At 37.3% G+C, this 12,636-nt stretch carries 15 protein-coding genes; all 15 read left to right on the top strand.

Going from position 1 to position 12,636, the window contains the following annotated elements; all coding sequences use genetic code 11:
* Window position 1 precedes the first annotated feature (1 nt).
* Window positions 2-928 carry a minor capsid protein gene (locus AB3H90_RS05340; RefSeq protein WP_368016317.1) on the top strand — a complete coding sequence of 309 codons (927 nt, stop codon included), beginning with the start codon at window positions 2-4 and terminating at the stop codon, window positions 926-928.
* Between the two features lie 124 nt (window positions 929-1,052).
* Complete coding sequence (locus AB3H90_RS05335) at window positions 1,053-1,688, top strand: DUF4355 domain-containing protein (protein ID WP_368016316.1); 636 nt, start codon at window positions 1,053-1,055, stop codon at window positions 1,686-1,688.
* Between the two features lie 12 nt (window positions 1,689-1,700).
* Window positions 1,701-2,624: a phage major capsid protein gene (locus AB3H90_RS05330; protein ID WP_088762477.1), complete on the top strand. Its 924-nt coding sequence runs from the start codon at window positions 1,701-1,703 to the stop codon at window positions 2,622-2,624.
* 17 nt (window positions 2,625-2,641) lie between these two features.
* Window positions 2,642-2,905 (top strand): hypothetical protein, encoded by a 264-nt coding sequence (locus tag AB3H90_RS05325; protein WP_081115370.1) that lies wholly within the window; start codon window positions 2,642-2,644, stop codon window positions 2,903-2,905.
* An 11-nt stretch (window positions 2,906-2,916) separates the two neighbouring features.
* Window positions 2,917-3,246 (top strand): phage head-tail connector protein, encoded by a 330-nt coding sequence (locus tag AB3H90_RS05320; protein WP_081115371.1) that lies wholly within the window; start codon window positions 2,917-2,919, stop codon window positions 3,244-3,246.
* Complete coding sequence (locus AB3H90_RS05315; RefSeq protein WP_286335834.1) at window positions 3,243-3,569, top strand: hypothetical protein; 327 nt, start codon at window positions 3,243-3,245, stop codon at window positions 3,567-3,569. Before AB3H90_RS05320 ends, AB3H90_RS05315 begins: the two co-directional genes overlap by 4 nt.
* Window positions 3,553-3,891, top strand: coding sequence for an HK97-gp10 family putative phage morphogenesis protein (locus AB3H90_RS05310; protein WP_088762536.1), 339 nt, complete (start codon window positions 3,553-3,555; stop codon window positions 3,889-3,891). The genes AB3H90_RS05315 and AB3H90_RS05310 overlap by 17 nt, the downstream gene beginning before the upstream one ends.
* Complete coding sequence (locus AB3H90_RS05305) at window positions 3,891-4,283, top strand: phage capsid protein (protein ID WP_081115373.1); 393 nt, start codon at window positions 3,891-3,893, stop codon at window positions 4,281-4,283. Before AB3H90_RS05310 ends, AB3H90_RS05305 begins: the two co-directional genes overlap by 1 nt.
* A 10-nt stretch (window positions 4,284-4,293) precedes the next feature.
* Entirely contained in the window at window positions 4,294-4,806 is a 513-nt protein-coding gene (locus AB3H90_RS05300) for a phage major tail protein, TP901-1 family (RefSeq protein WP_081115374.1), read from the top strand.
* Window positions 4,807-4,851: 45 nt separating this feature from the next.
* Entirely contained in the window at window positions 4,852-5,220 is a 369-nt protein-coding gene (locus AB3H90_RS05295) for a tail assembly chaperone (protein WP_081115375.1), read from the top strand.
* A gap of 53 nt (window positions 5,221-5,273) precedes the next feature.
* Window positions 5,274-5,561 (top strand): hypothetical protein, encoded by a 288-nt coding sequence (locus tag AB3H90_RS05290; RefSeq protein WP_002318903.1) that lies wholly within the window; start codon window positions 5,274-5,276, stop codon window positions 5,559-5,561.
* A 16-nt stretch (window positions 5,562-5,577) separates the two neighbouring features.
* Window positions 5,578-8,400 (top strand): phage tail tape measure protein, encoded by a 2,823-nt coding sequence (locus AB3H90_RS05285; protein ID WP_368016315.1) that lies wholly within the window; start codon window positions 5,578-5,580, stop codon window positions 8,398-8,400.
* Between the two features lie 11 nt (window positions 8,401-8,411).
* On the top strand, window positions 8,412-9,200 hold the full coding sequence (locus AB3H90_RS05280; protein ID WP_286335836.1) for a distal tail protein Dit: 789 nt from the start codon (window positions 8,412-8,414) through the stop codon (window positions 9,198-9,200).
* Window positions 9,197-12,031 carry a phage tail spike protein gene (locus AB3H90_RS05275; protein WP_368016314.1) on the top strand — a complete coding sequence of 945 codons (2,835 nt, stop codon included), beginning with the start codon at window positions 9,197-9,199 and terminating at the stop codon, window positions 12,029-12,031. Before AB3H90_RS05280 ends, AB3H90_RS05275 begins: the two co-directional genes overlap by 4 nt.
* A partial coding sequence (locus AB3H90_RS05270; protein WP_368016313.1) for a BppU family phage baseplate upper protein occupies window positions 12,006-12,636 on the top strand: 631 nt, incomplete at its 3' end. The genes AB3H90_RS05275 and AB3H90_RS05270, both read left to right, overlap by 26 nt.

Below are 12,636 nucleotides of genomic sequence, written 5' to 3'. Positions count from 1 at the left end.
AATGAACTCCCAAGAATATTGGATCAAACGGGAAAAAGAATGGCAAAAGCAACAAATTAAAGATGATAAAAAGCGCATGGCAGAAATTAAAAGTCGCATGCAATATGCACAAGATGCGATACAAAAAGAAATAGACGCACAGTGGGATAGTTTTTCAAATGGGCAGAAAATAACTCGTAGCGAAGCGATGAAGCGTGCTAGTGAGATGGATGTCAAAGCATTCGCTCGCAAAGCAAAGAAATATGTCAAAGAGAAAGATTTTTCTCTTACAGCAAACCAAGAATTAAAGCTATACAATCTTACGATGCGTGTCAATCGACTGGAACTGTTAAAAGCTAACATTGGACTCGAATTGATATCTTTGTTCGATGAACTGGATAAGTATTTTTCAAACGAATTAACAAAAGCTGGACTAGAAGAGTTAAAACGTCAAGCAGGTATTTTAGAAATGACAATTCCATCAAATCGGTATGCAAAGTTTATAGAACAGATAATAAGAAGTTCGTTTTTAAGTGATGATGTGACCTTTAGTGATCGCTTATGGATGTACCAATCTGAATTAAAATCAGAATTAGGTAGGTTGTTAGTCAGAAGTATAACAATGGGGAAAAATCCCAAGCAACTTGCATCTAAATTGGCAGAATATTTAACAACTGAAGGACGAGAAAACACTAAGTTTAACACTCAACGTTTGATGGTGACTGAAACGACTAGAGTTCAGGTAGGAATACAAGAACGAAGTTACAGAGATGCAGGCGTTACCCAGTACATCTATATAGCAGAACCAACGGCGTGCAAGCTATGTATACCGTTAAATAATCAAGTTTTTGATGTTGCCGATATGCAGCCAGGAAGTAACGCTCCTAACATGCATCCATTTTGTCGATGCAGTACAGCGCCATATATAGAACGAATATCAAGTCGTTAATGCAAATTAACGGCTTTTTATTGTGCCTTCTTACTGCTTACAGGCGTTAAAGAGAAAGCTGTTCCGACTGACTGGCGTAACTAGTTAAATTATCGGGTAACGGCGTAACCGTGGAGGATAAATCATGAAAAAACGTTTATTAATGCCAACGTTCTTTTTGAAAATGAATTTACAACTATTTGCTGAAGGCGGAGACGGTGGTGATGGTGCTAGCGGAGGAGCGTCGACTAACTCACAACAAGGGCAACAAGCACAAGGCGATGGCCAACATCACGCGAACAGTGAAGGTGATCAAGGGACTGGTAAAACATTTTCTCGTGATGAAGTAGCGAAAATGATCGCTGCTGAGACGAATAAAGCAAAAGCAGCGTGGGAAAAAGAACTAGAAGTAAAAAAAGAAGAAGCTAAAAAGCTGGCAAAAATGAATGCGGAAGAAAAACTACAGCATGAGTTGAAACAAAAAGAAGCTGAAATCGCTGAATTAAAGCGTGGGAAGGCATTATCTGAAATGACGAAAGAAGCTTCTAAAATGCTGACAGATGCAAATTTACCACACGATGATGATTTACTTGGGCTGATTGTTTCTGATGATGCAGATGCCACAAAACAAGCTATAGCAGTCATCACTAACTTTGCTTCTTTGATTAAGAAAGAAAACGCAAGACAAACACCACCAAATGAAGGTGGACAATTTACAGCATCTAAAAATACTAAAGAAAACGTAGCTAAACTAGCTGCTAAAAATCGAATTATAAAATAGGAGGAAAACTTAATGAAAAAGAAACAACTTTTACCAATGAACTTGCAAATGTTTGCTCAAACATGGGATCCAGACAATGTCATGGTTTATGAAACAAAAGAAGGGAAAATTCCTGATAAATATAATACGCTCATTTTGAGTGAAATTATGGAAAACTCTAAGATCATGCAGTTAGCAAAATATGAAGAAATGACTGACAAAGAAAAGAAATTTGAATACTTTGCAGAAGGACCAGGCGCATACTGGGTGGGTGAAGGTGAAAAAATTAAAACATCTAAACCTAAATGGATGCAAGCTACGATGACTGCAAAAAAACTCGGTGTCATTCTTCCGGTTTCTCGTGAATACTTAAACTATAAATTATCAGATTTCTTCGAGGAGATGCAACCGAAAATTGCTGAAGCTTTTTATAAAAAATTTGATGCAGCTGCCTTATTAAATAAAGAAAATCCATTTCCTCAGTCATTAGACGAATCAGTTATTAGTACGGGGAATGTGGTTGAAGGTGGATTGACTTATGATAATATCCTAGCCTTAGAAGACAAGTTAGCAGAAAATGAATTTGAACCTAATGCGTTTATTTCAAACCGAAAAAATCGTACAGAATTACGTTCTGCAGCTCAAACAGTCGGGTCAAATGTTGAGTTCATTTATGATCGTTCTGCTAATACAATTGACGGATTACCAGTAGTAGACCTTAAGTCTTTAGATAAAGGGACTCTTTACGCTGGAGACTTCAACTACATGTTTTATGGAATCCCATATAATATTTCATTTAAGATTTCTGAAGAAGCTCAATTGTCTACTTTAACTAATGAAGATGGAACCCCAGTTAACTTGTTTGAGCAAGAACTAATTGCTTTGCGTGCAACAATGGATGTTGGATTTATGATTGTAAAAGATGAAGCTTTTGGGAAGATTTCCCCAAAAGCGTAACGCCTGCTACCGGTATTGTGCCAAATCAAAAGACATGGACTGGTAAAGTAGGCGATACTAAAACATTTACTATTTCAGCTGTGGCTACAGATGCTAGCGATGCAGCTACTGTTGTTGCAGCTACTACAGCAACTTCAAGTGATGGAGCTATTGCAACAGTGACCAAAAATGAAAATGGTAATTTTAATGGAACGATTGTAGCAGAAGGATCAGCAACATTCACATTTACTTCTGGAGAATTCACTACTTCAATTAATGTGACAGGGCAACCTGCTAGTTAGGAAGTAAAAATATGACGATTTCAGATGATATTAAAAAACTTCTTAAAGGAACAATAGATGAAAAGCTTGAAGTTATTGAGCGAAGAACGAATGAGCGCATGAAAGCCTTGTTAAATACGCAAGAAGTTCCTAAAGAATTTGAAACAGTTGTATATGAAGTATCGTTGAAAAGATTCAATAGAATTGGTCAAGAAGGTATGCAGTCATATTCTCAAGAAGGTTTATCTATGGCTTTTCCTGATTCGGATTTTTCAGAGTATCAAAATGAGATTGACGAATTTAAGCGTAAAGATCAGGAAGAGTTATACAAGCCAAAGCGAGGGAGGTTTAAATTTATATGAGATTTACAGATGAAATTATATTTGTTAAACGTTCATCTGACTCTAAATATGATCCAGATCTCGGTGAGTGGGTTGAAGGCAAACCAGAAAGAACAAGAACAGAGGCAAACGTGACAGATATTGGCACTGATAGAAGTGTGACTATTTTTGGTAGTGTAGAAGAAGGGGCGAAGGTCATTAGGACGCAGCCTCTTTTTTCTATCCCTACATTTGACTATATCGAGATTGAAGGAAAGACTTGGCAACAAACAACAGCTAGAAATCCAGCATATAGAAATAGTTTAATTGTGCAAGAGGTGGTTCTTAATGAAGGCACAACTTGAATATAAAGGAATCGATCAGCTGATGCGACATCTGAAAAAAGCAGCAACGCTTAATGACGTTCAAAAAGTCGTGAAAAGTAATACTGCTGAAATGACTGAACGAATGCAAAAAGGTGCGCCAGTGGATACAGGTTATTTACGAAGATCCATAAACATGAGTCTTTTAGAAGCTGGTTTAACTGGTATTGTAGGACCGACGGCAGACTATGCTCCTTATGTAGAATATGGAACTCGTTTTATGTCGGCCAAGCCTTATGTTAGACCAGCTTTTAATTATCAAAAAGTCAAATTTATGGCTGAAATGAAAGCCTTGGTGAAATGATGATTAAAACAAGAGATCAATCAATTTTTGATGAACTTTTTAAAATATCCCAAGACAAACTTGGATATAAAACATACGATTACAAACCTTTAGATGATGTTGGCTATCCTTTTGTAGAAATTGAGAATACTCAAACTACTCATGAAGCAAATAAAACTGATATCAAGGGATCTGTGATTGTAGTTCTATCCATTTGGGGATTACAGAAGAAGAGAAAGCAGGTGTCCGACATGGCATCTGCTCTTTTTAATGAAGCTAGATTAATAGAAGCCACAGAAGGCTATTATTGGGCTTTGAATTATCAAGCAAGTGGAATTCAAGTGATGGATGATACAACGACAAACACACCGTTAAAAAGAGCATTGATCACGCTTGAATTCATAATTAGATAGGAGGAAGAATATGGAAGCATTAAAAGGTATTGATGTCATTTTGCTTTATCGCTTATTGAAAAAAGAAACTCAGGAAGCTGCTTGGAAAATGGCATTTCAAACAGAACACGAAAATGGTTTATCAAGAGATTCAGACTCTACAGTGACAAAAGACGGAAACGTTCAAAGTTTGAGTCCGGTTGAATATGATTTTTCGGCTACTTCAATAGTTGCTAAAGGGGATCCTCATGTAGATGAAATGAAACAAGCCTTATTAAATGGCGATATTATTGAAATTTGGGAAATCAACAAAGCAGAACAGGGAACAGATGATAATGCAAATAAATACAAAGCTACTTATTATCAAGCATATGTGTCTGAATTTACTCCATCGGCTGCTGCAGAGGATAACGTTGAATTAAGTCTATCATTTGCAGTAAATGGTATTGGTCAAGATGGTTATGCAACCTTGACAGAAGATCAAGCTGCTGTCGTTCAATATACATTCAAAGATACCGTAAAAGCAACTTCAACAGGAGCATAAGGGGTCTTAGATGATCTCTTTTTTATTTTAGGAGGATGAAAAATATTGAAATTAAAAATTAAAGGTAAAGAATATTCGTTTAAATTTGGCACTAAATTTGTACGTGAATTAGACAAAGTGATGCCTTTCATCGATGGAAATATGGAATTCGGAATGGGACTCTCAGCAAAAGTCTTACCGGAATTACGTTCTTATAATGTCAATACGTTGTCACGAATCTTAGAAATAGCAAATAGAACAGAAGATGAAACTATCACATTGGATGAAATGGATGATTACATCGATGAAGTTAAAGACATCGAAAAATTGTTTGATGAAGTCCTAAAAGAATTGGCGGAGTCGAATGCGGGAAAGTTAGCGGTCCAAAACCTGAATCAGAAATTGAAAGAAGCGGAAAAACAACAAGCGGAATAGATTCTGCACTTGCATACGAACAAATTTTTATCAATTCTTTTCGATATTTGGGAATGACCAATATCTCAGATATTGAAAGAATGACTTTATATGAATACAACATTCGTATGACTGCAGCCCAGTTATCTTGGCTTGACAAAGAAAAGTTGATTCACGAATTAGCGTGGGCAAATCAGCAAGTCCAAGCGGAGAAAAAAGTAGGCAAAAAGACAGTTCCTGTATATCGATCCTTTGAAGAATTCTTCAATTATCAAAAAATCGAAGATTCAATCATGGGAGTTTCCGAACTTTCAAAACAAGATAAAAAATTCCAAAGCTTACTAACTAAAGCTAACTCTTGAGGAAAGGAGGGAAATCATGGAACAATTTTCTGTTGAAGCTTTATTAAAAGCCACAGACAGTGGATTTGTAAAGACTTTTAAAGATGCACAAGATGCTGTTAAAACTTTTGAAAAGAATTCAAATAGTATGACAACCGCTGTTGGTAAAGTGATGCAAGGTACTGGTGCTGCAATGACAAAGTATATTACCACACCTCTTATAGGAGTAGGCGTAGCAGCTGCTAAAGTTGGTGGTGACTTTGAAGCACAAATGAGTCGTGTAAAAGCTATATCAGGAGCAACTGGCGACACATTCGAACAGATGAAACAGCAAGCGATTGATCTAGGAGCAAAAACTGCTTTTAGCGCAAAAGAATCGGCTGCCGGCATGGAGAATCTTGCTTCAGCTGGATTTAACGCACAAGAAATCATGCAAGCCATGCCAGGTCTGTTGGATTTAGCTGCCGTATCTGGCGGCGATGTCGCTATGGCTTCAGAGAATGCCGCTAGTGCACTAAGACAATTCGAAATAGACGCTAGTGATGCAGGACATGTGGCAGATGTATTTGCAAGAGCGGCTGCAGATACAAACGCTGAATGTAATGATATGGGTTATGCCTTGAAATATGCAGGTACAGCAGCACACACGGCTGGTTGGAGCTTTGAATCAACAGCAGCAGCTATTGGTATTATGTCAAATGCAGGTATCAAAGGTGAACAGGCCGGAACTACTTTGCGTGGTGCGTTAACTCGTTTAATGAATCCAACAGAAGCAATGTACAACAAGTTCCAAGAATTGGGCATTGCTATTAATAATCATGATGGATCAATGAAGAGTTTGAGTGAAATTATTACAGAGTTACGTGAGAAAACAAAAGGTCTGGGAGATGATCAACGGAACTCTGCACTGGCAACTATTTTCGGTACAAACGCCTTAAGTGGGATGTTAGCTTTAATTGATGCTGGTCCAGAAAAACTTGATTCGTTAACTAAGAGTCTCCAAAACTCAGATGGTGCAGCTGACGAAATGGCAAGAACGATGCAGGATAATGCTAATTCATCTATTGAACAAATGATGGGAGCATTGGAATCTGCTGCAATAGTAATTCAAAAGATTTTAGCCCCATCCATGAGAAAAGTAGCAGATGCTATTTCTGGATTAGTAGAGAAATTTGTGAGTGCTCCAGAATCAACTCAAAAATTAGTGGTTGCCATAGGAGCAATCGCTATTGCAATTGGTCCAGTATTGTATGCATTAGGAATGCTGGTTAAAGCGTTTCAAACCATGAAAGTGGGGTTAGGTGTATTAGGTGACGGTATCTCTCTGTTCAAGAAATTAGGTTCCGCTATAGGTTTTCTTACCAGTCCAGTTGGATTGGTTATAGCTGCGGTAGCACTACTAGTTGCAGGTTTCATCTATCTTTGGAATACGAGTGAAGATTTTAGAAACTTTTGGATTGGCTTATGGGAGGAAATCAAGTCTGCTGTAAGCTCGGCAGTAGAATGGATTCAGAACACGTGGAAATCTATAGGAGAATGGTTTAACAATTTATGGAAATCCATTAAAGAAGGCGCAGATAATGTTTGGACTACCATTCAAGAAGCTCCTGGGAAAGCAGCAGACTGGATTGTTAGCAAATGGTCTGAGACTAAAGAATTCTTTTCAAATATTTGGAAAGGTATCAAGGAATCAGCTAGCGAAGCTTGGGAAGGTGTCTTAAACATACTTTCGCCATACGTTACTGCAATAAAAAATGTTTTTCAGCCAATGATTGATTTCTTTACGAACCTATGGACTCAAATTGGATCAATCGCAAGTTCTGCATGGGGAATTATAAAAACTGCTGTAATGGGTCCAATTCTACTTTTAATTGATTTGATAACAGGTAATTTTAATCAGTTAAAAGAAGATGCTTCAATGCTGTGGACTACATTAACTACAAATATCGAAAACATTATCACAACGTTTGTAGATATAGTTGTTGGTTATTACACCTCCTTAAAGGATACTGTTATAAATATCTGGAATGTGTTAGCTACTACTATCAAAGATGTGTGGAATTCTTTTACTACATGGATCAAAGAGACAACTAATAATATTGTAAATAGTATTAAACAGGGATGGAATAACCTGAAACAAGGGACAATCGATCTGTTTAATAATATGATTCAAGGAGCGAAGGATTTATGGAATTCTTTCAAAGCTTGGTTTATTAATCTAGTTATTGGAACTAAGGATAATATCATTCATGGATGGGAAAACCTAAAACAAGGCACTATAGATACTTTCAACAATTTAGTAAATGGCGCTCAAGAAGCGTGGGATAATTTAGTAAATGCTGTTAGTGATACGGTTGATAGAGTAACTGGCTGGTTTGATAACTTGAAAAATATCGATTTACTAGCAGCCGGAAAAGCCATCATGAATAGTTTTCTAGAAGGGTTACAAAATGCATGGAAATCTGTGCAAGATTTTGTTGGAGGTATTGGTGATTGGATTCGTGAACATAAAGGACCTATCCAATATGATAGAAAGCTATTGATTCCAGCTGGTCAGGCTATTATGAACGGTCTGAATAAAGGACTGACAGTAGGATTCAATGATGTACAGAATACTGTTGGAAGTATGGCAGAATTTATCGCGGAACTTTTCAATACAAATTCTGATGTAGATATAGCTGCAAATCTGAAAAATGCAAATAAAAACATTGGTGCACAAGTTGAACATAAAGTAAATATGGGCGGCTCTACTAAACCAGCTGTATTTAAATTCAATCTTGGAAGACAATCATTTAGATTGTTTGTAGACGATATTTCACAAGCTATGGGCGAAGGTGCAGATATTAATCTGGAATTTTAGGAGGGAATATTTTGGATCAACGAGAAAATAAAATGTACTCATTCAAAGATACAACCATTAATCTCAATAGTTCTAAACGATTCCTTCCGACGTCTGCCATGATGTACGATGGAATGTATTTAGAAGATTTGATTGAGGGGTATCAAACACTTACGGTGGAAGGTAGAGAAATGCTTTCTGTAGAAGTTGAACAGCAAGAGATACAAATTGGTTCAATCATTACAAATCAGAAAATACCTTCAAGAACACTAAAAATAACATACAAGTTGGAAGACAGAGATCCAGAAAAACTACAGTTTAAATTCAAAGAGCTGTTGAATTATTTATACCGGAATGAAGACGTGGAAATTAGGTTTCATGATGAATTAGATTTTTATTACTACGGTCGCTATACATCAACTGATACTGTTCCAGGAGACTCCAACTCTATTATTTCAAGTTTTAATGTATTCTGTGCGGACCCACTAAAGTATACGAAAGAATGTGTTAGTGATGGTTATATTGGAAATCCGATACAGTTTCCTATAACACCAAGAAAAATTGAAGTTACTTTATCTATGAATAATTCAATCAAAATTACAAACGGAGAACAAAATATCACGATTACTGATGCAGCAATAAAAACAGGAGACGTGTTGGTTTTTGATTTCTCCGATGAGCAACTAACTGTAAACGGAGAAGATTGTACTTCTATTATTGATTTAGAAAGTGATTTTGAGAACTTTTATCTCAAACAAGGTCAGAAGATAACTAGCAATAATGGAAACCTTACAATATTCTATAGGGGGGCGACAATTTGAGTGAGACAGTTTATTTCTTTGATCACTTGCAAAAACTTATTAAAAGGAAAAATACAAGAAGTTTGATTGAAGTCTCCCAAGAAAAAGAAATTAGTTCTGATAAGAGCGATCTAATGAAAGATACTCTTTACGTTACGACAAAATATGATAAAGAAATAGAGGATGCAAGATATATGGCGATTCGTGAAAACGAGTCGTCTTTTTCATTATATCGAATTACTAAAGTTAGCGACCCATCTGAAACATTAGAGTTTACAGGGTTAGGATTTGCGACAAATGAATTAGATGCTTACATCATCAAAGATATTAGGCCGAGTGGGCAGCCCTTAAAAAATGTTCTTGATCGATTGATTGAATTTACTGAAGGAAATTGGCGCGTTGGTCACGTAGAAGCAATGTTACCAGCAGTAACTGCAACTTTTTACTATGTCTCTGTAAAAGAAGCGTTGAAAGAATTGCAAACCTTAGGCATGGAATTTGTCTTTAGGTGTTCTTTGAATTCTGATGGAATAAAGGATAAATGGATCGAAGTATATGAACAAATTGGTGAAGAATCGAATACACGTTTTGTATATGGTAGTAAAGCATTAACAGTTGTAAGAGAGATAGATAGAAGCTCAATCTCAACTTCAATGATAGGTCGTGGGCGAGGCGAAGAGGTTGGTGACGGATACGGTAGAAGAATTGAATTCACTGATGTTGAATGGAAAAAGTCGAATGGTGATCCTTTAGATAAGCCTAAAGGCCAAAATTGGCTTGAAGATCCGGAAGCAACTCAAAAGTATGGGATACCACAAAAAGATGGATCAATGAGAAAACGAGAAACCGTAGTAGTGTTTGATGATATAGATGATCCAACAGAATTACTTAAAAATACTTATTCAACCTTAATCGATTCTGCTAGACCGTTAGTACAATTCAAAGCTGAAGTCACTGGAGGAGATGTGATAGGAAATACAGTGACTATTCACAGATACGATAAAGGTTATCACTATAAAACTCGTATTTATAAAACTACATTCAATCGGCTTACCGGTCAAACGAATATCGAATTAGGGGATAATTTAACACAAGATGTTAGAAAACAAACGGCTTCTATTGTCAATAATATTAATAGTTTAGAATCTAGCAAAATGACATTTTACGAATCGACAGAGATTGGAAAATATCAAGATGACATTATGCGAGGCGCAGGAGATAATGGTGGTTCTATTTATTGGGTAAACGGAATTGAAGCTGGTGTTAGTGATAGTAGAGAAATCTATGAAACTGTTTATATGAATGGACCTAACATTCCTGAGTCGCGTTTCTTTATGGTTCAAAATAACTCAGGAATATCTTTCAAACAATGTAAAAAAGGTGAATGGAAAACAATTCAAGATGTACACAACGGCGATAGTACAACTGCTTGGACGTTGGATGGAACCTTCAATGCTAATTTTATTCAAGCGGGAATTCTTTCGGGTATTCTCGTACAAGGGGTAGCTTTAAAGACGTTAGATGATAAAGATTTCCAATTAGTGGCAGAAGGAGGAGAACTTTCCTTTGAAAAAAAAGTCAACTCTACTGGCTTAGATGATGTACATGGAGAACGCCTAGGTTCAATTGTATCTACTTATGGTTCTAAAGGGATTAACGGCTTTGCTGTATGGAAGGAACCGAACTATATTTTTTCCATTAATGCTGGGAACGGTGGAGATTTAGGGAATCCCGTTTTTCAAATTCCTGCAGATGTTACTGCTGATAAACGCAAATATAATTTTTACGGTGATGGTAAATTTTCAAAAGGAAATATAACCGTGGATGGTCGGCTAGATGTCAAGGAGCTTTATGTAAATGGTGTGAAAATTGATACTAACGGTGGTGGAAACAGTGGCGGAGGAAACGACAATGGTTGGAATGGACAATATCCACCAGAAGTAACTACTGATCGGGATAAACGATATTGGCAGATTTGGGCAATGGCAATAGGTGCTGGCTTTACTAAACAAGCTGCTGCAGCCTTACTTGGAAATGCACAAGGAGAATCAGATGCTAATCCAACCGCCAATGAGGGCAATGGCGCACCAGGGTTCGGTTATGGTGTATGGCAATGGACCGATTCTTCTGGCGCAACTAGCGGACGTGTTTACATGATCAATTTAATGACAAAGGCTGGCATCAGTGATGATCCAGACACGATCGCGGCGCAGTTTAAATTGTTGATGTGGCATGCGCCAAATGGTCAATGGATTGCAACTAGCGCTTATCCTTATACATGGACACAATTCATGAATCTGACCGATATCAACACAGCAGCACAAGCATTCGTGGCTAACTTTGAACGTCCACGTGATCCACATCCAGAACGGACGACATGGGCACAAGAATGGTATGACAAATTTAAAGATTTGGAAATTCCTGCATCAAAAGGATATATAAAACCAATTGCAGATCCAATCAAAGTGACGAGCGAATTTGGCTGGCGCACTTCTCCAATCACAGAAGCACAAGAGTTTCATAACGGTATTGATCTTGTAAATGGAAACCCTAATACACCTATATTTGCTTCAGCAGATGGCGAAGTGATCGTTGCAGGAGATGCGAACTATTATGACTGGTATGGAAACTGGACAGTAATCAAACATGCTGATGGAATGTATACAGGTTATGCACATCAAAGCCGTGTGGATGTCTCAAAAGGTCAAAAAGTAACTGCTGGTCAGCAAATTGGACTGATGGGGACAACGGGACCATCAACTGGAGAACATCTTCATTTCCAATTTATGGATGAATTTTATCCATCTTCTTCTGGCCATTTCCATAATGCAAGAGACTATATCAATTTCTAAAGGAGGGATAGTCGTGGCAGAAACGCAACATAAAATGGTCCTATCCACCACAGAAGCAAATAACGGAATAAATTTGGTTCGGATTCGGCAAGGGGATGTTTTAACTCAAAAATTCGTTGTTGAAGTAGTGGAACATGGAAAACTAAAAACATTCGATGGCCTAGTGCCATTTTTTATTAACACAACAAAATTTGGCGAAAATCAACCTGTTGAACAAAAAGTACAAGAATATAGTCCATCACAAGCAAGGCTTGTCTATACGTTAAGTGAGCCTGACTGGCAATGGGGTGGTGAAAACACTGCACATTTCAGTTTTCGATCACTCAACGGCGATGGTACTTGGAGTGAACAATTTAGCACGCAGGATTTTACTTATCGGGTTATTTCTGGAATATCTAGAAGTCAGTTACGGGATTCTGGTTACGTGTGGACCTTTGAGGATTTGCTAAGAAAATTCAAAGATTACATGAATCAGGGGAAAAGTGACTGGGAGCAGTGGTTAGAAGATAATCGTGAATTACTGGAAAACATAGATCCTGGTGGTACGATCATTAACATTCTGAATGAAGCGAAAGGAAATTATGATAGTTTAGCTGATCGCTTAA

This window comes from Enterococcus sp. C63 (assembly GCF_040887215.1).
GTDB classification, from domain to species: Bacteria; Bacillota; Bacilli; order Lactobacillales; family Enterococcaceae; genus Enterococcus_B; species Enterococcus_B hirae.
Note: the sequence above shows the minus strand (reverse complement) of the source record. Positions and strands in the feature narration are given on the sequence as shown.